General features: G+C 36.5%; 26 protein-coding genes, 1 riboswitch and 2 other annotated features. Of the genes, 5 read left to right on the forward strand and 21 right to left on the reverse strand.

The annotated features are described in order from the left end of the window. Window positions 1–20: 20 nt before the first annotated feature. The 12 genes from MKX57_RS15410 to comGA form a co-directional block, all read right to left on the reverse strand. Complete coding sequence (locus tag MKX57_RS15410; protein ID WP_008181059.1) at window positions 21–2,189, reverse strand: hypothetical protein; 2,169 nt, start codon at window positions 2,187–2,189, stop codon at window positions 21–23. A 575-nt stretch (window positions 2,190–2,764) separates the two neighbouring features. After that, window positions 2,765–3,688 (reverse strand): serine/threonine-protein kinase, encoded by a 924-nt coding sequence (locus MKX57_RS15415; protein WP_107922126.1) that lies wholly within the window; start codon window positions 3,686–3,688, stop codon window positions 2,765–2,767. Between the two features lie 93 nt (window positions 3,689–3,781). Next, entirely contained in the window at window positions 3,782–5,245 is a 1,464-nt protein-coding gene (gene gcvPB / locus MKX57_RS15420; protein ID WP_008181056.1) for an aminomethyl-transferring glycine dehydrogenase subunit GcvPB, read from the reverse strand. Further along, window positions 5,238–6,584 carry an aminomethyl-transferring glycine dehydrogenase subunit GcvPA gene (gcvPA, locus tag MKX57_RS15425; RefSeq protein ID WP_008181054.1) on the reverse strand — a complete coding sequence of 449 codons (1,347 nt, stop codon included), beginning with the start codon at window positions 6,582–6,584 and terminating at the stop codon, window positions 5,238–5,240. Before gcvPA ends, gcvPB begins: the two co-directional genes overlap by 8 nt. Before the next feature lie 25 nt (window positions 6,585–6,609). Beyond that, window positions 6,610–7,713: a glycine cleavage system aminomethyltransferase GcvT gene (gene gcvT / locus MKX57_RS15430; protein WP_089986109.1), complete on the reverse strand. Its 1,104-nt coding sequence runs from the start codon at window positions 7,711–7,713 to the stop codon at window positions 6,610–6,612. A gap of 265 nt (window positions 7,714–7,978) precedes the next feature. Continuing rightward, window positions 7,979–8,072, reverse strand: a riboswitch (glycine riboswitch). A 144-nt stretch (window positions 8,073–8,216) separates the two neighbouring features. Beyond that, window positions 8,217–8,732, reverse strand: coding sequence for a shikimate kinase (locus tag MKX57_RS15435; RefSeq protein ID WP_089986110.1), 516 nt, complete (start codon window positions 8,730–8,732; stop codon window positions 8,217–8,219). 198 nt (window positions 8,733–8,930) lie between these two features. Next, window positions 8,931–9,359: a competence type IV pilus minor pilin ComGF gene (comGF, locus tag MKX57_RS15440; RefSeq protein WP_089986111.1), complete on the reverse strand. Its 429-nt coding sequence runs from the start codon at window positions 9,357–9,359 to the stop codon at window positions 8,931–8,933. Continuing rightward, complete coding sequence (locus MKX57_RS15445; RefSeq protein ID WP_089986112.1) at window positions 9,352–9,669, reverse strand: hypothetical protein; 318 nt, start codon at window positions 9,667–9,669, stop codon at window positions 9,352–9,354. The genes comGF and MKX57_RS15445 overlap by 8 nt, the downstream gene beginning before the upstream one ends. Then, the gene (gene comGD / locus MKX57_RS15450; protein ID WP_008181042.1) at window positions 9,662–10,102 is read right to left on the reverse strand and encodes a competence type IV pilus minor pilin ComGD; all 441 of its coding nucleotides are present in this window, start codon (window positions 10,100–10,102) and stop codon (window positions 9,662–9,664) included. The genes MKX57_RS15445 and comGD overlap by 8 nt, the downstream gene beginning before the upstream one ends. Beyond that, window positions 10,102–10,434, reverse strand: a complete 333-nt coding sequence (gene comGC / locus MKX57_RS15455) for a competence type IV pilus major pilin ComGC (protein WP_008181040.1) — start codon at window positions 10,432–10,434, stop codon at window positions 10,102–10,104. Before comGC ends, comGD begins: the two co-directional genes overlap by 1 nt. 1 nt (window position 10,435) lies before the next feature. Further along, the gene (gene comGB, locus MKX57_RS15460; protein ID WP_089986113.1) at window positions 10,436–11,518 is read right to left on the reverse strand and encodes a competence type IV pilus assembly protein ComGB; all 1,083 of its coding nucleotides are present in this window, start codon (window positions 11,516–11,518) and stop codon (window positions 10,436–10,438) included. Continuing rightward, a complete protein-coding gene (comGA, locus tag MKX57_RS15465; RefSeq protein ID WP_008181034.1) occupies window positions 11,493–12,512 on the reverse strand; it encodes a competence type IV pilus ATPase ComGA in 1,020 nt (339 codons plus the stop codon). Before comGA ends, comGB begins: the two co-directional genes overlap by 26 nt. Before the next feature lie 325 nt (window positions 12,513–12,837). Here comGA and MKX57_RS15470 point away from each other — a divergent pair, with 325 nt between their 5' ends. Next, a complete protein-coding gene (locus MKX57_RS15470) occupies window positions 12,838–13,548 on the forward strand; it encodes a helix-turn-helix domain-containing protein (RefSeq protein WP_008181032.1) in 711 nt (236 codons plus the stop codon). Window positions 13,549–13,665: 117 nt separating this feature from the next. Next, window positions 13,666–13,908: a DUF2626 family protein gene (locus MKX57_RS15475; RefSeq protein ID WP_004231035.1), complete on the forward strand. Its 243-nt coding sequence runs from the start codon at window positions 13,666–13,668 to the stop codon at window positions 13,906–13,908. Window positions 13,909–13,955: 47 nt separating this feature from the next. Here MKX57_RS15475 and MKX57_RS15480 read toward each other — a convergent pair whose 3' ends face one another. Further along, window positions 13,956–14,600 carry an MBL fold metallo-hydrolase gene (locus tag MKX57_RS15480; RefSeq protein ID WP_342550405.1) on the reverse strand — a complete coding sequence of 215 codons (645 nt, stop codon included), beginning with the start codon at window positions 14,598–14,600 and terminating at the stop codon, window positions 13,956–13,958. 169 nt (window positions 14,601–14,769) lie between these two features. Between MKX57_RS15480 and MKX57_RS15485 the strand changes: the two genes are divergently transcribed. After that, complete coding sequence (locus MKX57_RS15485) at window positions 14,770–14,949, forward strand: DUF2759 domain-containing protein (RefSeq protein WP_008181026.1); 180 nt, start codon at window positions 14,770–14,772, stop codon at window positions 14,947–14,949. Between the two features lie 66 nt (window positions 14,950–15,015). Here MKX57_RS15485 and tyrS read toward each other — a convergent pair whose 3' ends face one another. The 5 genes from tyrS to rpmG all read right to left on the reverse strand — a co-directional run bounded on the left by tyrS (window position 15,016) and on the right by rpmG (window position 19,933). Further along, entirely contained in the window at window positions 15,016–16,230 is a 1,215-nt protein-coding gene (gene tyrS, locus MKX57_RS15490) for a tyrosine--tRNA ligase (protein WP_089986115.1), read from the reverse strand. A 126-nt stretch (window positions 16,231–16,356) separates the two neighbouring features. Beyond that, window positions 16,357–16,598, reverse strand: a binding site (T-box leader). Window positions 16,599–16,726: 128 nt separating this feature from the next. Next, window positions 16,727–18,622, reverse strand: coding sequence for an LTA synthase family protein (locus MKX57_RS15495; protein ID WP_036222318.1), 1,896 nt, complete (start codon window positions 18,620–18,622; stop codon window positions 16,727–16,729). Window positions 18,623–18,901: 279 nt separating this feature from the next. Continuing rightward, window positions 18,902–19,111, reverse strand: coding sequence for a YqgQ family protein (locus MKX57_RS15500; RefSeq protein ID WP_008181996.1), 210 nt, complete (start codon window positions 19,109–19,111; stop codon window positions 18,902–18,904). Then, window positions 19,104–19,697 carry a 5-formyltetrahydrofolate cyclo-ligase gene (locus MKX57_RS15505; RefSeq protein ID WP_008181997.1) on the reverse strand — a complete coding sequence of 198 codons (594 nt, stop codon included), beginning with the start codon at window positions 19,695–19,697 and terminating at the stop codon, window positions 19,104–19,106. Before MKX57_RS15505 ends, MKX57_RS15500 begins: the two co-directional genes overlap by 8 nt. 86 nt (window positions 19,698–19,783) lie before the next feature. After that, window positions 19,784–19,933, reverse strand: a complete 150-nt coding sequence (rpmG, locus tag MKX57_RS15510) for a 50S ribosomal protein L33 (protein WP_008408521.1) — start codon at window positions 19,931–19,933, stop codon at window positions 19,784–19,786. A gap of 149 nt (window positions 19,934–20,082) precedes the next feature. Between rpmG and MKX57_RS15515 the strand changes: the two genes are divergently transcribed. After that, window positions 20,083–20,535, forward strand: a complete 453-nt coding sequence (locus tag MKX57_RS15515) for a hypothetical protein (RefSeq protein WP_237068805.1) — start codon at window positions 20,083–20,085, stop codon at window positions 20,533–20,535. 3 nt (window positions 20,536–20,538) lie between these two features. Further along, window positions 20,539–21,015 carry a hypothetical protein gene (locus MKX57_RS15520; protein ID WP_089986117.1) on the forward strand — a complete coding sequence of 159 codons (477 nt, stop codon included), beginning with the start codon at window positions 20,539–20,541 and terminating at the stop codon, window positions 21,013–21,015. Window positions 21,016–21,063: 48 nt separating this feature from the next. On the opposite strand, the gene MKX57_RS15525 is transcribed toward MKX57_RS15520, so the two are convergent. The 3 genes from MKX57_RS15525 to MKX57_RS15535 form a co-directional block, all read right to left on the reverse strand. After that, a complete protein-coding gene (locus MKX57_RS15525; protein WP_089986118.1) occupies window positions 21,064–21,636 on the reverse strand; it encodes an aminodeoxychorismate/anthranilate synthase component II in 573 nt (190 codons plus the stop codon). Next, window positions 21,633–23,018, reverse strand: a complete 1,386-nt coding sequence (gene trpE / locus MKX57_RS15530) for an anthranilate synthase component I (protein WP_342550406.1) — start codon at window positions 23,016–23,018, stop codon at window positions 21,633–21,635. The genes MKX57_RS15525 and trpE overlap by 4 nt, the downstream gene beginning before the upstream one ends. A gap of 66 nt (window positions 23,019–23,084) precedes the next feature. Next, window positions 23,085–23,293, reverse strand: a binding site (T-box leader). A 39-nt stretch (window positions 23,294–23,332) separates the two neighbouring features. After that, complete coding sequence (locus tag MKX57_RS15535) at window positions 23,333–24,403, reverse strand: mechanosensitive ion channel domain-containing protein (protein ID WP_008178332.1); 1,071 nt, start codon at window positions 24,401–24,403, stop codon at window positions 23,333–23,335. Window positions 24,404–24,428: the final 25 nt, after the last annotated feature.

Below are 24,428 nucleotides of genomic sequence, written 5' to 3' on the forward strand. Positions count from 1 at the left end.
TGATTGAAATAAATAAATTGTTAGGCTTTAACAGCGCTTGTCCCTTTAGTAATCGTGACTTCAAGATTTTTGACATTCCCATTAAATACAAGATCAATTTGACATAGACTTGTTTTCTCATCAATGATGTAGCCGATATCGTCTCCATCATGGATAATAGAGTTTACATGGCCTTTATCATTGAGCCACTTACTTTTTTGACTGCTTGGATTATTACTAAAGAAACGAACAATATTTTCATGTTTAAAGTCCCCTGATTGGAAACGAAGGATTCTTTCAATATACGTACTAACTTGAGTTTTGTAGATTGAATCAAACCCATCTTCTTCCATCGCAAGACTTCTTGCTTTATAGACAGTAATACGTCTAATATCTTTATCCTGTAGTTGAGCATTTTCAGAAGAGAATACAAAACCAAAGCTTCTGCTATTAATAGCATCCTTAATATTATTCGTAAAACCGGAAATCTCTTTTGCCATAGTTGTTACTGCTCTTAGTGAATTATCTCCCGCTTCAATATCGAATCGAACTCCCGGATAATTTCGTTTAACATTTTTAAATGATTCCTTTAAATACTCTGGACATTGGTAGGCAGATACGATACCTGCTGCAACATAACTAGCATCCACATAAACGCCTTCAATCCATAGCTTTAAGATATCTTCTTTCTCTTTTGATAAACGTGCTCCATTTTCAGTAGTATGCATACGTGTATCAATAACGACTCCTGATTTATCTTTAGGAATAATCGTAAAGTTTGGTAAACATGGTATAGCAAACTCACTATAATCCTTTCTAACTAGTACAGAGCATTTATCGATAAGACGATCAATACCAGCTGTTGCAATCCCATTGAAGGTTGTTTCTTCTTCAGCCATAAAGTTAAAGAAAATTTGCACCTTGTAATCTTTTATAGTGTCCAAGAGAATGGATAGTGATTCCATCGTGTTACCCTCTTGCTTGGTCACTTTATCGTTTCCTTTGAATCTAGATCGACTTACTTTCATTTTTCCAGATGCTTCAAGTTCAAGGGCTGGTACAATTCCATACCATACCGTATCTGTAAAGTCATTTTTCGAGTTCACAGTGTTTAAGTAAGTACGTAATCTCGGTAGGTTATTACTTTTTACCAGCATATCTAACTTAGTGTTAGTGACGATTAATGAAGGTTGCATACCCTTGTTTTTAGTTGCATATTGATCAAAATACATTTTGATCCCTAATAATTTTTCAACTAAAGGTTTAACCGTTTTGACAAATTCATCCTTTGCATCCTTATAGAATTCAAGATATGTATTGTAGTTTTGAACTTCTGTTTCTACATCAAATTCAGCTTTAATTGCTGGAAGCGGCGAGAATGTTCTGACGACTAAATCTTTCACATAAGAAGATGGTGATTCAGTTATTGCTTCGTAATCTTCCTCAAATACAGTACTTAAGCCATAATTACTATTTTCCTCAATGACCATTAATTCTGCACTATTTGTTTGTGGTGCCTCAATGATTTTCAATTCACCATTGTCACCAATTGAAAGAGTACCTATTTGTAACTTTTCAGATTCTCCCTCATCTTGACTACCACCCAATAATAATCTTGTTTTAATATCCTCAATTGCTAACGGTAACATCGCCATCACATTGTTATAGTTTCTACTAGCTACTTCAAACATAAGATTAAGCTTGTCACCTGTATCTAATTTCTTAGGGTCGCCTTCATCTAGCTTGTCATATTCACCATACAGGTAATGAATCTCTTTACGTACTTGACGAATGTCATCCATGACTTTTTTAGGAGAGATCATATCAAGTAAATTTTCAAATTTAAAATCTACATTGGCAATTCCTTGACTTCTTTTTGTATCAATGAGCGTAAATAGCATTTTTAAAAAATCATTATTTTGGTCAATTGCTATTTCTGAAATACAATCATCTTGAATTCCTTCTGGCTTTTTTAAGGTATACATGACTTTTTGATTTGCGGCATTGTAAAATGAGTAAACCGTGGGAGAAAACTTATCTAAAAATTCATCGAAACTTTTTACAAGAAGACTTTGATTAATTTCTTTAATTTTTTCATCACTTAGACTATCAATTCCTTTGACATCTCCAACGAGCGTAATTAAATCCAATTTCTCAGGATTTATTTCTTCAAAGAGCATAGTTCGGTTTGTTTGATTAATAATCTCCATTCATTTGGCTGTATAATTCTACAGCCATCCCTCCTTTTAAAACGAATTCGAGTAGGCATAAGCATTAGTAAGTAATTAGAACATACGAGCATAATGAGTACAGGGTTGGATATTGCAAAACCACATCAAATACTATTGTTTTATGAACTAATTATCACTGTTCTACACATAGTAATATAGAACAATAAAACAAAGTAGTTAAAATATACCAACCTTACACAAAGCTATGTAGTGAAATTGAAATTAATTTATAAGAATCTCTATCCAACTTTATGCATCTTTCTTACAAACTTTACTAATGATTAATGTATCACATTGGTAACTATACAATATCTAAAATCAATGTCAATATTTTCTATAGAATATATTGTCACGAAAAACATTTATAAGTATTTTTAGTAAAAATATTACATGGCAATAAATATGATATTTTCATACAATTTATGGCTTTTTTAATACTTTTTTATAAAAAAAACAACTTATGGTCCGTTTTACCTTAGGCCATAAGCTGTTTTATGATAAATACTCAATATAGTAAAAATGGATAAATAGTATGAAGCGAATAGTAAATTTGGTCATTTGGAATCAAAAATCTCAAAATAGTTCTTTTTGCATTTGAACTTTAATTCAATAGCAATCATATTTTTAATAAATCTTAGGGAGGAACACCTTTTTTTAGTTTCTATTTGCAGCCCCCACATAATAGTGAATGACATAAAAATACTTACTTTCGGATTATATTTTCTCACATTCGCAATTTTATCCTCAATTAACCTCTGTGAAACATCTACTGGTATTTTATTCGTTAATGCATAGTATAAGGTTGCCATCAAGCTATAAATATCGGTATAGATTCCTTGTTCTCCTTTCATGGAATACTGTTCAAGGGGAGAATAGCCTGGACTAGTAAATATCGGATATTTTGTTACGGTTTTATAGTACACGGCAGATCCAAAATCTAATAAATGGGGCTGTCCCTTGGCATCAATCATAATATTACTAGGTTTAATATCGCGATGTATGATCCCCTTATTATGTAAATAAGTAATCGCATCTATTAAGGGTAAAAATATATCTTGATAGAGAAGATGTCTCTCACTCAATGAAAATCGTTGTATATATTGCTCTAATAAAACCCCTTCATAATAATCTGTGACTATATAAATGGAACCATTTTCAAAAAAATGATGTCGATATTTAACAATATGTTGATGGTTCAATTGCTGGAGCATGCAAGCTTCACTTAGAAATCTCTCCTTTAATTCCTGAAATTTTTCCTTTGTAGAAGGTAAACGATTGATTACTGATTTGTTATCCAAATCTCGTAAAGCAATCTCTAAAGGGAAAAACTCTTTTATAATAATTTCTTCTCCAGTGCTTATGTATTCGGCTATATAAACAAATGATAATTTACTCGTTGCAAGGAGCCGTTTGATGCTGTATGTATTATTTAATAGATTATTTATTGGTAAACTCAATTCCGCTGATGTTGTTTGCATTTGAATCCCTCCTTCCACAAACCATCTAAGGGAAATTATAACAAAAAAATCATATAAAAACCGCCCACTAAAAAAGTGAGCGGTTTGTCAATTTTAAGCTTTTTGATAACGTAGTACAGGTGTACGAGCCGCACGTGTTTCGTCTAGGCGAGAAACGACTGTAGTATGTGGTGCTTCTTGAACGATGGATGGATTTTCCTCCGCTTCCTTCGCAATTTGAATCATCACATCGCAGAATGCATCTAATGTTTCTTTAGATTCTGTTTCTGTTGGCTCAATCATTAACGCCTCTTCCACATTTAATGGGAAGTATGTTGTTGGTGGATGATAGCCAAAGTCTAACAGACGTTTTGCGATATCTAGTGTACGAACGCCCAATTTCTTTTGGCGATGACCAGATAAAACAAATTCATGTTTACAATGACGGTTATATGGAAGATCGTAGAATGGCTCTAAACGACGCATCATATAGTTGGCGTTTAATACAGCATATTCTGTGACAGCTTTTAGGCCATCTGGACCCATTGTACGGATGTACGTATAAGCACGCACATTGATACCAAAGTTACCATAGTATGGTTTTACTCGTCCGATAGATTGTGGACGGTTGTAATCGAAATGGTATGCTCCTTCTTCCGTTCTTACAAGTACTGGCTTTGGTAGGAATGGAATTAAATCTGCCTTTACGCCTACTGGACCTGAACCTGGACCACCACCACCGTGTGGACCTGTAAATGTTTTATGCAGATTTAAATGTACACAGTCAAAGCCCATATCGCCAGGACGTGCTTTACTCATAACGGCATTTAAGTTGGCACCATCATAGTACACTTTACCGCCAACAGAGTGGATAAGCTCCGCCATTTCGATGATGTTTTCTTCAAATAAACCAAGTGTATTCGGGTTTGTTAACATTAAGGCAGCAGTGTCAGGACCTACGACTTTTCGAAGGTCTTCAATATCAACTAAACCAGTTTCATCTGATTTAACTGTAATTGTTTCAAAGCCTGCTACTGTTGCTGAAGCTGGGTTAGTTCCGTGAGCAGAGTCGGGAACGATAACTTTGTTACGGTGACCTTCTCCATTTGCTTCATGGAAAGCGCGGATCATCATTAATGCTGTCCACTCTCCATGTGCCCCTGCTGCTGGCTGTAATGTCACTTCATCCATACCAGTAATTTCTACTAATGACGTTTGAAGATCATAAAGAAGCTCCATGGCACCTTGTGCTGTTGACTCATCTTGTAGTGGGTGCACATTGGCAAAGCCAGAAAGACGAGCTACCGCTTCATTAATTTTTGGATTATATTTCATCGTACATGAGCCAAGTGGGTAGAAGCCAGAGTCTACACCATGATTTCTACGAGAAAGTGCTGTGTAGTGACGCATGATATCAAGCTCAGATACTTCAGGTAATTCTGCTGCCTCTGTACGTACTAAATTAGCAGGTAATATATCTGTTAGATCTACTTCAGGTACATCAAGCGCTTCTAAACTATAGCCAACGCGACCTTCTTTTGAAATTTCAAAAATGAGTGTTTGATTTTCGTTATGCATGAAGAGCCCCCATTTCTGCAACTAGTGCATCAATTTCTTCTTTTGTGCGTAATTCAGTCACTGCAATTAGCACATGATTTTTAAGAGAGTCATAATTTTGACCTAAAGGATATCCACCAATAATACCTTTTTCAATTAAGCCTTTATTGATTTCCTTCACACATTTATTTGTTTTCACTACGATTTCATTAAAATGTGCACCTTGGAATGCTACTGTAAAGCCTGCTGCTTCAAAGGCATTTTTTGCATAACGTGTTTTCGCAATATTTTGTGTAGCCATTTCGCGAATACCTTGTTTCCCTAGAGCTGTCATCGCTACAGAAGCTGCAAGTGCAAGAAGTGCTTGGTTCGAACAGATATTAGAAGTTGCTTTATCGCGACGGATATGTTGTTCACGTGCTTGTAGTGTTAATACATAACCACGACGTCCTTCACCATCTACTGTTTCACCAACAAGACGACCTGGCACCTTACGCATTAATTTAGTTGTCACTGCAAAGAAACCACAGTGTGGACCACCAAATGCTTCAGAGATACCGAAAACTTGTGCATCACCTACACAAATATCAGCTCCTAGTTTACCTGGAGGAGTTAAAATACCTAGGGCAAGTGGGTTAGACGATACTACGAATAAGCTTTTTGCTTCATGTGCTATATCACCAATTACTTGAATATCCTCAACTTGACCAAAGAAGTTTGGATATTGAGCAATAACTGCTGCCGTATTGTCGTCAATTAGCTCTTTTAAAGCTGCAATATCAGTCACACCATCTTTATGTGGAATTGTTACGATTTCAATAGATTGACCATAGGCATATGTAGCCACAACATCACGATATTCTGGGTGTACCGTTTCAGATACTAAAATTTTCTTACGACGTGTATGTCCAGCTGCCAACATTCCTGCTTCAGCCAATGCTGTACCACCGTCATACATAGAAGAGTTGGCAAGATCCATACCAGTAAGCTCTGCAATCATAGTTTGGAATTCAAAAATAGCTTGAAGCTCACCTTGTGAAATTTCAGGTTGATAGGGTGTATAAGCTGTATAAAACTCTGAGCGAGAAATAACATGATCCACGATCACGGGCTTGTAGTGGTTATAAACGCCTGCACCTAAAAACGATGCATTCGCATTTGTGTCTTTGTTTTTAGCAGCAAGTGCCGATAACTCTTTTAATAAAGCAGATTCCGATTTTGCTGCCTTGATGTCATAAAGGCCTTTAAAACGTACTTTCTCTGGAATATCCTCGAATAATTCATCAACTGAGGATACACCGATTACGTCTAACATTTCTTTTTGATCTTGCTCCGTCATTGGTAAATAACGATGTTTCATAAATGTAGGTCCCTCTTTTCAGCTATTATTTTGAACGCTTGTAAAACGGTGTTTCAACTGTAATCACTTTTAGTTGCTTACCACGGATTTCAATTTCTAATTCATTTCCGATAGTTGCGAATTGACTGTCAATTAACGCGTGACCAACATTACGTTTTGAAGAAGGAAGCTGTGTTCCTGTTGTAACTTCACCAATTTCCTGACCATCTTTAAACACTTTATAGCCATGGCGTGGAATCCCTTTATCGATCATTTCAATGCCAACTAGTTTGCGTGGAAGACCATTTTCCTTCTGAGCTACTAATGCATCATGACCAATAAAATCTTCTTTATTTAATTTCACAGCAAAGCCAATACCTGCTTCAAGAGGAGAAATGGTTGCTGATAATTCTTGACCGTAAAGTGGCAGACCCGCTTCAAAACGTAGTGTATCTCGACATCCTAGACCTGCAGGAACAACACCTTTGTCTTGACCAGCATCTAAAATTTTACCCCATAGCGCTTTAATATCTTCTGGTGCTCCATATAATTCGAAGCCATCTTCTCCTGTGTATCCACTACGAGAAACTAACACCTTATGTCCTGCAACTTCTACATTCCCTTGGAATCGGAAAAATTTAATGGCACTTACATCAGTTGAAGTTAGGGATTGAAGAACCTCCTCTGCTAAAGGTCCTTGTAGGGCAATTTGTGCATAGGCTTCCGATTGATTGTCAATCGTCACATCATATTGATGTTGATTTTCCAGCATCCAATCATAGTCTTTTTCGATATTTGCTGCATTCACGCATAATAAATAGTGGTCATCAGCTAGCTTATACGTTAGTAAATCATCGACAACACCGCCGTCCTCATAGCACATTGCTGTGTATTGTGCCTGGCCAGTAGCTATTTTTGAAACATCATTGGATAAAAGATTTTGTAAAAAATCTAATGCATCGGGACCGGTTACTAAAATTTCACCCATATGGGATACATCAAATAATCCCGCACGATTACGTACTGCATCATGTTCATCTTTAATAGAGGAGAATTGAACTGGTAATTCCCATCCACCGAAATCAACCGTCTTAGCACCGTATTTCGCATATTCTTCAAATAGAGGTGTACGTTTTAATTCATTCGTCATTCTTTTTTGCCCCCTTATTGTTAGTTACATTTTTACTGGTAGTAGTTCGTCTGCTTTTTGTATGGGTACAATCATGACTTAGCAAAGTAAAAAGCTTCACGGAGTACCTAAAGACATAAAAAAAGACAGACGAACCCCTTTTCGGGATTCTCTGTCCTTGCACCTGAAAGTTACACCAGACTAACTCGCATGGTTGATACTGCCAATTAGTCGGCTTTCCCCTTTGGTGGCTGCTATTGTTATACTACAGCTCTCTCCAGAGTTGCGTCTTATACGAGTCCTTTTACCTGAGAGATTCATAGCCATTGCTACTTGCTCCTTCGGTGGCGTTTAATTACGCTCTCTCCCCGTATAATCATCCGCCCAAGATACATCTTGGTACTATTTAGTATTCAATGAACATTTAGTTACTTATTTGTCTATATCCTAACATTAAATGCATTGAAAAGGCAATCATTTTTTAAAAGATAATAAAATACGAACATTAGCAAGATTCGTATCTCTCATCGTTCGCTTTTAAGCCTTTTTACTTGGAACACTAAATACTCTAAAATTTGACGAATGGTTCTGCCCTCTGTCAGGACCTGAATATGCCCTGCATCACGATAAAACTTTCTTCTGTAATGATACAGACTTTCTAGCTCTTCTTTTGTTGAGCTTTGTACGATTGGTCTGTTAGGATCATGCTGAACTCGTTTATAAATATCTTCAAACGAAGCATCTAAAAAAAATACTAAGCCACTACGTCTCATAATTTTTCGATTTTCAGCATTCATCGCAACTCCACCGCCCGTAGAAATGATACAAGCCTCATCGCGGAAACTTTTCAAAAATTCTGTTTCTATTTTTCGAAAATGGGCCTCTCCGTACTTTTCAAAAATCTGCGGGATGGACATTCCTTGCTGTCTCACTATTTCATGATCCATATCATAATATGGCATCTTTAATAAAAAGCTTAAACGTCTTCCTAAAGCACTCTTTCCACTACCCATAAAACCAACTAAATATATTTTTCGCAATTCGAATCACCTTCTTATAACTACGATTCTACACTGTCTGACAAAATTTGTCCCAATAAATTTATCGTAGCTTGAACATTCAATTTTTCGAGCCCATCATATGTTTGAAATTGCATTTCATATGACATACAATACGCAAGAAGAAAAGTAGTTACAAGAAATAATAATGCAATTGCGATTAAAAAAATAGCCCCACTGTCATTTTTCAATAATTGGCACATAGAAGGTTCTCTCCTTTTGCATACCACTAGGCATTTCCACCGCTACCGTCAGCACATTTCCGCTATAAGTGAACTGACATTTATTGATGCCATTTAGCATGGGAACATGTCCTCCATTTACTTGTTCACGAATGGTATTACGATAGCAATCAATATAATGGACAGATTCTGTGGTCTGGAAAGTGATTCTTTTGTGATCATCCCGCACGGAGAACGTTAAAATATCCTTTAGCCCTTTATTTAAATCATACACAAACTGCTCCCATTTCGACTGTTCATCCGTTTGCATAGTTGAGGTCATTTCAGCATACCACAGCATAATTAGGACAAAAAGATGAGAAATAAGCACAAACACCATTAATTGAAACATTGCTTCTAGTAAGGTATAGCCCTTCTCATTATTCATCGACATTTCCTGTAAGGGGAATACATTTTTGGCGTGGCTTAAGTATATTGTGAAAACGAACACAAATTTCTTCACCATTAAACATCCATTGATACTCAACCTGTTCAATAATTCTTGTGCCCTCAGTTTGTTGTACAGCTTGAAATAATTTCAGGCCCTCATACGCCGTTTCAGCTGCAATCATTTCCATTTTTTTATTCATAAGATTCGTTTTCATCGTATAGGTAATAGGCAATAAGGAGCTGCAAAGTAACATCAAGATGCCCATTGCCAAAATCGTTTCAACAAAAGAATAGCCTGACTCATTCAATTCTCGCTCTCCCTCGCCCTAATGTAATGATTACCTTTTTCTTTCCCTGTGGCGTTTGAAACGCGATGGTGCCAGCTGACCTGACATTGCCATTAACATTATAAACAATCGTATAAATAGAGCTCTCATCAGGCAAAAATTCGACTCCTTTAGGGAATGGACGTTCATATAGATTGGAAAAAGCATCTTTTTGAATAACGTAGCGCCTTGTAGAGCTTTCGAATTTAATCGCGATATATTGTCGCTGGTTCATGCTATAGGTTTGAATATACTGAATGTCTAGTTGAATTTGAGTAAAAAAACGCTCTAATTCCTTTGACTCCGCTAATTGTAAAGAGAATTTGCTAACAATGGCTGTTAAACTCATAACAAGAAATAAAACTATTAGCATTTCGAGGATCGTAAAGCCCAATTCATTTTGTCGCTCTCTCATTAGCCATTCGTACCTGCACCGACATTTGCTAACCGTACCTCTCCCTTAGTCGTAATAACTATTTCTTCTTTATTAGGACAAGTTGTTTCATTTTCTTTCAAATAGCCTTCTTTTACTAAATCCTCTAAAGTTGGATATGCCATAAAATCCACTCTATAGGCTTCTACTTGCCCCTGTACCATATTAATATAGGCAGCACAGCCCTTCTCATCAATCGTAGCGAAGTGCTTCGTAACATTTGGAATTGTAATTAAAATAAGAATAGAAATGATTAACAAAACAATGAGCATTTCGATTAAAGTAAAACCATTTTGTTGTTTAATATGTTTCATCTTAGTCCTCCAAAACTAATTCAATCATATGATAAATTGGTAATAGTAAACTGACATAGGCCGCTAAAATACATATAGCAATTACAATAAAGAAGCTTGGTTGGATGAAGGCGAGCACCTTCTGCAATAGTTGCTCCTGTTTTTCCAGTAATAGTTCGCTATATAATGTAAGTTCCTTCCCTAAGTAGCCACTTTGTTCTCCATGTTCTACAAAGGTAGCAAAATCCTTATGAAAAATAGACACCATTTGAACGGCTTGAGTCAATGACTCTCCAAAGATGACCCTTTCTTTAATACGCAGAGACAGATGCTGTAGAAAAGGTTGAAAGGATTGTTCTTCTAAAATTTGAAGACTAGCCTGCAATGAAAACCCACTCTGTAGTAAACTCCCTAAATAGGCAGCAAATTGCCTTGTCCATGAGAGTCGGATATAGATTTGAAAAAGTGGAATTTTTAATAGTATTGATAGTCGTACGGGAATGGGCTGGCGTTTGAGATAGAGGTGTAAAACCAATAAACTGACTATTACAATCAAAGCTGTTACCATCACAAAATCGGGGACATGCAGTAATAGTTTAGATAGCGCCACACTTGTCTTCTCACCTTCAATCGAGCGACTTGATACCATTTGTTCAATATTAGGTAAGAAAATTGTTCGAAATACAAAGAATAGCAACAATAAAAATAAAATTAGCATGACAGGATATACAAGCAATTTAATTAACTTTTTCTTCGTCTGCTCACCGACAATCATTTGCTTTGCCACACCTTTTAATACTTCAAGCAAATGCCCATTGTTTTCTGCCACTTTGATGGCTACTAAATGATGTTTAGCTAACTGCAATGTTTCTAAAATGCTTGTTACGCCTTCTCCTTGTCTAAGTTTTTCATCAATTTGTTGCTGAATTTCCTCATGAACATCTATATGATGAGGGAGTAGCATCGAGATAGCCTGTGGAAATAAGTAGCCCTCCTGCATTAATACAGATAAACGTTGAATAAATTGCGCTTGCTCTTTTACACGCCATTTTGTAGCTCTGTTGTAATATAATTGAAATTTAGCGATGTATGTTTGTAACTGCATAATGGCTCTCCACTAATTCTTTTTGTCCCTTTATGGTTAATTCGTATGGTAGCTGAAAATTCCCCTTATTTAAAATAGCGGTAATGGCCTGATTGAGATGAATATCCGATAAAATTTCGTACAACGCACGACGATCATCCTGTAAGGCTGATGAATGAAAAAGGACTTGGGCAACAATACCAATGATCGTTTGCTGAAGCTCATCTATCGACACCCCTAAGTCCATTAAACGGTAAAGACAGCTAATCGAATCCTTCGCGTGGATGGTTGAAACAACTAAATGGCCCGTCAAGCTTGCCTCGATGGCAATTTTTGCTGTTTCTTTATCTCGAATTTCCCCAATCATGATCACATCAGGTGAATGTCGCAAAATTGCTTTTAACCCCGTAGCGTATGTAACGCCTGCTCGTTCATTCACTTGAATTTGAAGTAAATTGGCTTGGTTATTTTCTACTGGGTCTTCCAAGGAAATTACATGCCTATTTAATTCGGTAGAACAATAATGGATTAAAGAATAAAGTGAAGTGGACTTACCAGATCCTGTCGCCCCTGTAAAAAACAAAAGGCCCTGACGATTCTGTACTAGTTCCATTAATTTGTAGGCTGAGCTTTTAAAAAAACATAAGGAAGTTAGTGGAAAAGAATGATTTTGGAGAAGTAAGCGGATAATGAGGCTTTCTTTTAAAAATACGGAAGGCAGTGTAGATACTCGAAAGGCATATGACTGTTGCTCCATCGCCTTTTGGAATGAGCCGCTTTGAGGTTTACGTCTCTCACTTATATCTAATTGCGCCAGAAACTTATAATAGGATATCATCCGTTCCGCCAGATCGTTTGGTAGTTCACCCGCATGAAGAAGCTTGTCATATTTCCGAAAATAGATCCGATAATTTATATTGCTTGGCACCAATAATAAATCGGTTGCCCCAAAATGATAGGCTTTTAGTAAAAGTTGCTCACATTTTTGTTCAACGACTATTTCAAAATTCTGCATATATGCACCCCTCTTCTAGTTCATTCGAATATGACCGCGTATTCGTTATTTCCTAGTATAAATAGGATCTTCCTACGAAGAAAGCCCTTTTCTGAAAATAAAAATTTGTTATAAAATTTCCTATCATTCATGTTTTTTGCTATAAAAATGTGGATAAAGTGCAATTTCCCACTAAAACAGAAGATAAATACATGAAAAAATTAATATTTATGCTGAAATGAACTGTATCTTTTTCAATAATGGAATATAATAGAATGAACATGATTATTTTCCTAACACTTGGTAGACGAACATAATTTTATAAAAAACTAATGAGGTGAAGCATATGATCCATCCATTGAAAATTACCAGCACTTTAGCTGATGAAACAAGATACTCTATTTATGAGTACATATTGCAAGAGAAAAAAACAGTGACCGTCCAACATATTGCTGATCAGTTTGGCATCCATCCAAATGTTGCTCGACTTCATTTAACAAAGCTTTCAGAAATTAATATTATTTCCGCAGACTATGTGAAAACGGGTAAAGGTGGTCGACCTGGCCGGGTGTATAAGGCTTCAGAAAAAGGTGTATCATTAACTTTCCCAAGACGCGACGAAGATCGTTTACTGAAATGGACGATTCAATTAGTGGAAGAGCTTGGACCATCTGTCTTAGAAAAATGTCAGGAAATTAGCTATCAAGATGGTTATCAGCAAATGAAACAAAATATAAACGCTGAATTGACAATCAATAATTCCCTTTCCTTCGACGAGAAGCTTCAACTATTAACTGACAATGCCGCATTAATTGGCTATGTTCCACAAATTCAACAAACAGAGCGTGGCAAAAAGGTGATATTCTCCATTTTTAATTGTCCATTCCAAGAGCAACTTACAACATATTCGGATATTGTCTGCTCATTACATGAATCCTATTTAAAAGGGCAGTTAGATGCATTATTTTCAAGCAATGAATTTGTGCAAATTGAGAGTATGATACATAATTGCGATTTATGTAAATATGAAATAAACGTGACAGAAATCGATAGCTAGTTAAAAAATCCATTCGTTTGTCACAAAGACGGAGAAGTTCCAGTTTACAGACACCTTTCCTATCATTTATAATGAGTAAGAGATTATTGTGTCGTGGGCAAAAGGAGGGGAAATTTCATGGATAATATGTATAAAGTTATGGCATTCTGGACAGGTATTTTTGCCGTTATGTTCTACCTTGGTGGTATGAACGAGGTATCGCTATTATTCTTAGGTAATACAGGTTTATTCTTATTATTAGGCTTCTTAAACCTTTCAGAACGTATGTACATGTACATTTTCGGAGCATATTTAACTGTATTCTTCGCTGGCTTCACGTACTATACAACATTCATTCACGTACCTGGTGGCGGTCATTAATACAACTAAAAAAGCGTATCTCATCAACGAGATACGCTTTTTTTATTTTAAAATCCATTTAAAAACGGGTTTGTTTCCATTTCTGCACTGACAGTTGTATAATTTCCATGACCCGGATAGATGATTGTATCCTCAGGTAATGTTAATAATTTGTAATGAATAGATGCTAATAATATTTTGGTGGACCCACCAATTAAATCCGTCCGCCCTACACCTTGTTCAAATAATGTGTCTCCCACAATCGCAAAGCCATCATTTTCAAATACATAGGAAATGCTACCAGGTGAATGTCCTGGTGTAAATACAGCTTGAAACACAAAGTTGCTCATTTCAAATTGTTGCTCTTTTTTAATGATCGTGTCTTGATCTGGTGCAGCTACCCTATAGTCTGGTAATGCAGCATATTTACTAGAGCCATTCTTTTCTGGATCTCCTAGCCAGCTAACCTCTTTTTCATGAATCCATACAGGTACATTAAATGCTTCCCGTACGGCATCCACTGCACCAATATGGTCAAAATGTGCATGCGTTAAAAAAATGGCTAACGGTTTTAAACCATTGCTACGGATTGTTTTAATAAGACGCTCCGCTTCTTCACCTGGATCAAATACGATACATTCTTTGTCTTTATTCGATACGATATAGCAATTCGTTTGGACTGGACCAAGAGAAAAACTACGTACGTTCATCATAGATATCACCTCATTTCTCTATTATACAGGCTTTGCCACAATTTGACGATAAATGTTCATAGTTTGCACTATATTAGTTCTCGACAAAAACAGGTAGAACGATTACAATTAAGGAGGAATATTGTTTACGACATTCATTTTCTGATGTCGAAAGGAGTGTCTATTTTTAATGAACTTATTAATGGTTATTTTTGGTCTAGTTTCAATTTTTGCTGTATATGGTACATTCCAAGCAATTAAAGAAAAGAACCTTTTAAGCGTTGTTTTCAACTTATTAAGTGCTGTCGTCTTTGGATGGTTTGTCATTATGACAATCGTTCATGGCGGGTATCCACCAAAATTACACTAAAATTTAGACAGAAAAAAGAGCAGTCTCTATGTGAGATTGCTCTTTTTTCTTGGACATCATCCCATTTTACTTATTCAATTTTAGAAATCTCTTCTTACCAATTTGCAGGACATCCTCATTCATTAATACTTGAGATAGATCATCCACAGCAATTTTTTCTCCATTTAATGAAACCCCATTTTGTTTAATGAGCCTTATAAAATCACTTTTACTTTGAATAAATTGGATAGAAATTAATTGTGGAATGATATCCTCTATTCTTTCTTTATCAATTTCAAGTAGCAATACAGGAATGTTAGCAGGAATCATCTTCTTCTGGAAAGCAGCTTCAAAATAAGATTTTGCATCCATCGTAGCTGCATGACCATGATATAAAGCTGTCACTATTTCTGCTAATTGTAGTTTTATATCACGTGGGTTCTCTCCGTTTTGTAGCCTTTCTTGAACGGCTTGCACTTGAAGTGGATGCTCATCTGTCGCTAATTCAAAATATTTGATAATGAGCGAATCTGGTAGTTCCATAATTTTTTTAAACATAACTTCAGGCGCTTCATGGACACCAATATAATTCCCCAAGCTTTTACTCATTTTTTCAATACCATCTAATCCTTCAAGTAATGGCATAAAAATAGCAATTTGTTTTTCTAGCCCTCTATGCCTTTGTAAGGTGCGTCCCATGAGAATATTAAACGTTTGATCGGTTCCCCCTAATTCAATATCAGCCTTTAATTCTACAGAATCATACGCCTGCATGAGAGGGTAGAAAAATTCATGTAGGCCAATTGGTATTTGGTGATGGTACCGCTTTTGGAAGTCTTCACGCTCCAAAATACGGGCAACAGATGTAGTAGCAGCCAGCTGGATGACTTCTTCAAACGTTAATTTTGCTAACCATTCACTATTGAAACGAACAGTCATTTTTTCCTCGTCCAACACTTTAAAAATTTGCTCACAATACGTTTTGGCATTTTCCTTCACCAATTCATCACTTAACGCTACACGTCCCTTAGATTTCCCGGTAGGATCGCCAATACGGCCCGTAAAATCACCAATGACAATGACTGCATGATGCCCTAGGTCCTGCAGCTGTTTAATTTTTCGCAATACGACTGCATGGCCTAAATGAATATCTGGTGCAGATGGATCGAGCCCCAATTTAATCGTTAAGGGCTTTTGCTCTTGAAATGAGTGCTCCAATTTTTTTAGTAGCTCGGGTTCATCAACAATTTTGTCAGTCCCCTTTTTAATAATGGCTAACTGCTCCTTTGGTGTTAAAAACATACAAAACATCTCCTTGTAATATTAAAAAGTTAATATTGCAAGATCTATAAGAGTTCTTGACAGGATTACTGTCGCCCAATTTGGCACTAGACGTTCAGATGCAAAAAAACGCCCTTAGGAATAAATCCTAAGGACGTTAATGAACGTGGTACCACCTTTTTTCGAGAGCTACTCAAATAGCACTCCTCCATTAGTACAGCCGCAGCAATACTATTGCAATGATTACGGATGCAAACCCGTCGTAGCCTACTAAAATTTCGGTACGCAGCTCCAAGATGTATTCACTTTAATATCCCTTGCGCCTCTCAACGACCGGCTACTCTCTGTCAGTTTTTATTAAAGTTACTTGTTCTTTTCCATGCCTTTAACTCTTATACTCCGAAATGTGAAAAACAAATCTTCGTTATGCAGATATTTACACTAATTATAATCACTTCAACAAATTTGTCAATTGCTCAAAGTAAAAGAGAGATCTCATGGCGAGATCTCTCTTTGTTTACTTAACGGATTCTTGTTTTAAATTACCTGTCTTTTCATCATAGAAACGAAGAAGGTCTCCATTGATGATGGCGTCAGAATTTTCGAGCTCCATTGTTGCACGATCAGCGTATGGCTGACATGGCTCCCCATCTATTTCTTCGCCAGTTGATTTATCATAGCAAGCCTCTCCCGCATACACATATTTATCTGTGATAAAGCGTCCGTCACGGAACACTACAAAGTTTTCATGTTCTGGAGAGAATAAATCCGCACCCATTTGCATATCTTTTGACGTTTCAATGCCAAGTAGGTGTAAAATTGTTGGACGTAAATCCATTTGTCCTGCCATTTCAGTCATCTCTTTACCATCGTCAGATCCTGGGATATGGATGAATAAAGGTACTTCCTGTAGCAATGCATTATCAAATGGTGTAATTTGTTCTTTTCCTAAATACTGTGCCATCGCTTTATTATGGTTTTCTGAAATACCGTAGTGGTCACCATACATAACGATAATAGAATTATCATAAACACCTTGATCTTTCAGTTGTTGGAAGAAATCTTTTAAAGCTTCATCCATATAGCGTACTGTTTGGAAGTAACGATTTAATGTACCTGAGTTTGAATCATATTCAGGAATCATAATATCTTCCGGATCCAATGTAAATGGATAGTGATTCGTTAACGTAATAAGTCTTGAGTAGAATGGTTGTGGCATATCTTTCATTAATGCTGCAGATTGCTCTAAGAATGGCGTATCTTTCATTCCCCAGTTCACAGCTTGCCCTTCTTCTACTGTATAAGAATCGATATCATAGAACTTATTGATTTTTAAAGATTGATACATAATGTCACGGTTCCAGAATGATTTATTATTCGGGTGCATGACATTTGTAAAGTATCCATTTTCCCCAAGGCGCTCTGCCATTGAGTTATACGTATTTCCACCATGTGTGAAGAATACTGCTCCACGTCCTAAACCAAATAGTGAATTTTCTACGATAAACTCAGAGTCAGATGTTTTTCCTAGACCTGTTTGGTGATAGAAGTTACTGAAATAATACGTATCTTTATCTTTTGTTAAAGAGTTTAAGAATGGCGTAACTTCATGACCATTCATGTCATTGTTAATGACAAAGTTTTGTAAAGACTCCATAGACACAACAATTAAGTTGCGGCCTTTATATTTCCCAAACATTTCTGGGTTGACTGCTGCCTGATTAGAGCGAACATAGTTGTTTACTTCAACTAATTCACTACCGTCCGCTAACGCACGTTGGGCAGAGGATTTTGTTTGAATATAAATATCATACAAATGGTAATTGTACGTACCAATGTTTTTTACAAGTAATTCGCGGTCAAAACTACGTGTTAATAATTGTGGACGCTCTGTTTCAGCTAAACCTAAGTTTAAGAATGACATAGCGATTGCCAGCACAAAAAATGCACGGCGGAATTCCACATTAACTTTAAACGAATTTTTCATTTTTGGTATAAATTTATTCGCTAAGATTAAAATAAGTACATCAACAAAATACAATACATCCCATGGCTCTATTATGGCAGCTACAGAAGTTCCTAAGTCACTAAAGTTACTTGTTTGGAATAATACAGGTAGTGTAATAAAGTCATTATAGAAACGATAGAACGCTACATTTCCATAAAGGACTATTGATAAAATAATGCTGACTGTAATTAAATAACGATTTCTAGCCTTTGGTGATTTAAAGAAAAGTGCTAAACCATACGTAAATAGCAAGAAACTTAATGGGTTAATAAACAAAATAAATTGTTGCATTGCATTTTCAATTTTCATCTCAAAGCTCGTGTGGTAAACAATGACCGTTTTGATCCAAGTTGCTATAATTGCTAGTATCATAAATGAATGTTTAGGCCACTTTATTGATCTCATTCCTAACATCCTCCCTACTTCCTTACAAAAAAATAATAATTTTTTACATTTTGTTACGGAAACAAAATATATCTTAATCCATTTTTTACAGATAATCAACACATATCTTTTGGAAATTTTACTCTCATCGCTCGTATATGCACCAGATATCTATATATACGTTTTACATTGTAAAAAGTTTCGTAAAAACATAAAAACAGCGGAAATCCACTGTTTTTAAGAATATTACATACATGTTACATTAATTTTACAATACCCCATTACATTATATTTCAAACATTACTTTTTATTCTCTTCTATACGAAGTCTTGTTGTTTCTTGTCGAATTAGTAATAATGCCATTTGGTAATCTTTTATGTCTAGTACATTCGCTTTATAGAGCTCTTTTATTTCATCCTCCATTAACATCAAATCACCAATAGGGTCCCGTGTATAAATAAAAGTACCATACGTTTTCAAGAGTTCATAAATATCTAACATTTTATCCATTTTCGTTCGCTCCTCGATGTGCTAGACAGTCAATACGTTCTGTCGGTGTCACTATGATGTCTACAGGGCAATCATGTTCTTCAGTAGGAACACGATTAACGATCTGCTCGTCAAAAAGTAATGACATCAATTTACCCTTTTTATAGTTTAATACATAGCGATCATAATAACCACCGCCATACCCTATTCGATAGCCTAACCGATCAAAAACAACCCCTGGTACTAAGATGATATCCATCTCATTTGCGTCAACTAACTCACATCGTTCAGGAATAGGCTCACGCAAATGCATATATACTGTTTCGAGCTGAGCAAATGATTCAATGGCGTAAAATGTCATTTCTCTTGTTTTGGGGTGGCACTTTGGCACAGCGACCTTTTTCCCAAGCTGCCATAGTTCTTCAATTAAAAGAATGGTGTCGACTTCTGGCTGATTTGAAATGGTAATGCCGATCGTATTTGCTTCTATTATATATGGTTCCTGTAGCACTCTTTTCACTACAGCTTTAGATTGTCTGCGATAAACTTCATCATTCATTATCGCAAGTGTTTCTCGTACCTTGTTCCGTAATGTTGTTTTATCCATGCAGGCTACCTCCTATATAGTAAAACTTCAATCATTCATAAAATGTAGAAAGCCAAAACCACTTGTGGTTTTGGCTTAATGAGCGATTACTTAGTTTCACGGTGAAGAGTGTATTTCTTCTCGCGAGAGCAATATTTTTTAAGTTCAAGACGCTCTGGATTGTTACGCTTGTTCTTTTTAGAAATGTAGTTACGTTCGCCGCAATCTGTGCAAGCTAAAGTAATGTTTACGCGCATCATTAACCCTCCCACTCTATATCAAGAATTTAAATTTGAGCATGATTTATACGACTAACCTATTATAACACAAACTGAAAAAAAATCTACCTTCATTTCATATTAAGTTTGCATATGGTAAAATATCTTATAATTACATACTACACGAGGTGAAGCTATTGGATTTATCCATCATACTAATGAGTTTCGGGATTCTTTTGATTATAGTATCGTTCTTTTTCAAAAATAGCTCGAAAAAAGTCGAGAAGGATGTCGAAGAATTATCTATCTCCATATTCCAAGAAACGAATAATTTAAAGCGCCGTTTAAAAATTGTAGAGGAAGAGCTACTATTAGAACCAGAGTTTCAAGTAAAATCAAAATCAACACCTAGTCCTAGCATACAAAACCCTAAAGTTCAACAAGTTATGCAAGCTGTCCAACAAGCCGCACAAGCTTCAAAAGTAACGCCTAATCCATCACAAGCAAAGCCGATTCATCAAATTATCGTAAGTCAGGTGCTGGAATTGAATAAACAAGGACTTTCTGTAGGAGATATTAGTATCCGTTCAAATTTAACAGAAGAACAAGTTCGTCAAGTGATTGCAAATGGGGGTCGTTAATTTATGAACAAGTCTTCCATCCGCTCATTTGGCGTAGCCATTTTCCTAGTCGGTGCCATACTTGCTCTTGCAAGCCGCTTCGATGTGAACATTGGGCTCCCTGAAAAAGATTCTTCCAATCAGCAGCAGGTTGAAGAATTGCAAAATAAGCTCAATCAGGCTAATCAAGAAATTGCTGCGTTAAAAAAACAAGTACATACTACTGAAGAAACTACTACTGCTGATTCTTCAGAACCGTCTGTTAAAGAAGATACCAATGCGGATGATACAACAATGACATTGCAAATATATAGTGGGATTACACCGTATATTGTGGCCCAAAAGCTAGAGGATGGTGGCATTATTTCTAACAGCGTAGAAATGGAGTTACTACTCGCAAACGCAAAATATGCACGAAGCTTGCAAATTGGGTCCTACGAAGTCAATTCCTCCATGTCTTTAGAGGAAATTGCGAAGTTAATTACAGGTAAAAAGCAATAAAGAAAAGCTGTCGCCACATCCAAATTAAGGAGGCGACAGCCTTTTTATTTAAGCAATACTTTCAAAGAAGGCTTGCATCATCCTACTTCCTTCTTTCGTGCCGATTGATTCAGGATGAAATTGCAGACCGTAAAGAGGATATTTTTTGTGTTGGATAGCCATAATCTCTCCGTCATCACTCGCTGTTGCGATAATGTTAAAATCACTGTGTAATGAAGGTTCTTCAATAACTAGAGAATGATAGCGCATTACTTGAATATCTCCATCTAATTGTGCAAATAAACCTGTTTGTTCATATTGTAGAGGTGACAGCTTGCCATGCATGATCGTTTGAGCCTGCACGATGTTTGCTCCAAATGCGAACCCAATGGATTGATGTCCAAGACAAATTCCTAATATAGGAAATTTTTGATATAGCTCCTCGATCACATTAACCGTGATACCTGCTTCGGCTGGTGTTCCTGGACCGGGAGATAAAACAATAGCTTCTGGTGACATTTTTTGAATTTCTTCTATTGTAATTGCATCATTCCTCACGACTTTAACGTTTTTCCCAAGCATACTTATTTGTTGAAATAGATTGTAGGTAAAAGAATCATAATTATCAATTATTAAAATCATTTTTTTACCTCCAATAGTGCTCGGGCTTTATTAAGTGTTTCTTCATATTCAGATAATGGGACCGAATCGTGAACAATACCCGCTCCTGCCTGTACATGAGCTTTCTCATCTTTAATGATCATGGTACGAATAGCAAGGGCTAAATCCATATCGCCTGTCGTAGATATATAACCAACAGCTCCCGCATAGACGCCACGCTTTACAGGCTCTAATCCATTTATAAGCTGCATCGCACGAATCTTTGGTGCTCCTGACACTGTACCCGCAGGTAAACAAGCACGAAGGACATCCAAAACATGGAGATCTTCTCGTAGGTCCGCTACTACCTCAGACACAATATGCATGACATATTTATAGCGTTCAATATTCATGAATTTCTTCAGCTTTAAAGAACCCACTTTTGCAATTCGGCCAAGATCATTGCGGCCTAAATCCACTAGCATACGATGTTCCGCCACTTCTTTTTCATCCTCCAATAGGGCATTTGCAATGGCTTCATCCTGCTCCATTGTCTCACCACGAGGCTTGGTGCCTGCGATTGGATTTGTCGTCACCTGCCGATTTTTAACCTTTACAAGGCTTTCTGGTGATGTTCCTAAAATAATATAGGATCCATAATCCATGTAGAACATATATGGAGAGGGATTGGATGTGCGTAATTGCCGATATAGCGCAAAAGGTGAGCCTGTAAACGAGGCTGAGAAGCGCTGTGATAGCACAATTTGGAAAATATCCCCTTTTAATATATGCTGCTTTGCACGCTCCACTAATGTGACAAATTGCTCCTTTGATATCATTGGCTTAAAATCAAGACTATCTACCTTCATGGCATCAAATGTTGTCCCCATATAAAGCTGCTGCTCCATCGTTGAAATAGCCTCTTCCATTTCCTCTAAGGAACGCCCTTCTTTAAATAAATCTATTGAAGCCAATGTAAGTTCCTGTGTCACATGATCAAATACAATAAATGTATCATAGAACAAAACATGAACATCCGGCATGGCTAATTCATCCTGTAAATATTCTCCTATTTCTTCTGTATAAAAAGCTGTTTCATATCCAAAGAAACCAATGGCGCCTCCAAAAAAGTGGAATGGATAAGTTTCTTCATGGAATGGCATCACTTGCTTTAAATAATCGAGCACATTCCCATTCGATTTTTCCTTTTCCTCCCCTTTAAGAAAGGTATACGCATCATTATTTCCTTTTAATTCAGCCACTGGATCCACTGCAATAAAGGAGTAACGTCCACTTTCCTCATGCTTGGCTGACGATTCGAACAACATTTTATGCTGCCCTCTCAATGATTGATAGACAGAAATAGGGGTCATCATATCTCCCTGTAATACTTTCATGGCATACTTTCTAAGCTCAACTGTCATTCTCTTCTCTCCTTCTCTATGCTCTGCTCTTCTACACCAAATGCATATAAAAAGGCCTTTCCATCACAAAAGGACGGAAAAGCCGTGGTGCCACCTTCATTGGTCTACTAAGTAGACCCTCTCTAAGCCTTATAACGTAGGCATACGCTAATCCATACTGCCATTCTGGATTAGAGCTCCGAAGTCCATTCACCATTTATTTGTACTAGTTTCCACCAACCACTAGCTCTCTATGACAAATACTAATAGCTACTACTCTTCATCAGCGCTGATTGCTAGATTATATTGTAATGCAAACTATCTTACAATTCAATTTATTTTTTCCTTCTTGGTTCCTCATCCTCATCTGGGGATGCTAAAGTAATGGATAGCTCCTCCACGATTTGGCGGATGGCAAAGAAGATTTCCTGGCGTACTTCTAGCATGACGGCTGTATCATTTGTAGCGACGAAGAAACGAATAAGCACACGATAACTATCATGATGAAATTCATCGATATAAACATGGATCATGTCTTTCTCTGTGTTAGCATGTAAATAAATTTCCTTATGAATAGCCGTTAAGGCACTGCGTAATATGTCTTCTTCATTGGTAGCAGCTACATATAAAAATTGTTCGCATTTACGCTTTTCTCGTCTCGATAAGTTGTAAATAGGACGATTAACCAAATAAGAGTTCGGCACATAGACAAGCCCTTTATCCCCTGTTTGAATTAACGTACTGCGAAGATTAATATCCTCAATGGTTCCTTCAATTTTTTGATCTTCGGTCGCAATCCAATCCCCAATTTGAAAGGGATTGTCAAGCGCCACGGACATACCGCCAAACACATGGGCTAATGTATCGCGAATCCCAAAAGCAATCGCTACTCCTGTTAAGCCAATCCCTGTTAAAAAGCCATTCAAATTAAAGTTCCAAAATGAGGCAATTGTAAACATGGCAAAAATCATAATGAGTACTTTACCAATTCGTAGGAAAAAAGGTAATAGTACATTTTGGTCCTCTTCACTTGTTAATTGAAGTGGCTGCTTTGTATAGAAATTTAAAACATCATATACGCCCTTAAAAGCAAAAAACACCATAATAGACAGTATAAAATTTTTCGTTGATTTATGCGTAAATAAAGGAACTTCTATTAAATAAGATAAGCTTAGCACAATGACTGCCGTCATAAATGCATAGCCAATGGCTTTACTAAATTGTGCAAGCACATTTGCTTGGAAATTTCGTTGACGATTTCTTAAAAAGATGACCAGACGATTAATTATTTTTTTTATGATGAATCGTTGAATCAGCCAGCCAACTATACAAATAATGATTGCTATTAAAACATCCATCCAAGTAGGGACTGTAAATTTAGGTAAAATCCAATGTAATGAATCCATGTATGTCTCCTTTTAATACCTATGT

This window comes from Lysinibacillus sp. FSL M8-0216, from assembly GCF_038595555.1.
Classification (GTDB): Bacteria; Bacillota; Bacilli; order Bacillales_A; family Planococcaceae; genus Lysinibacillus; species Lysinibacillus fusiformis.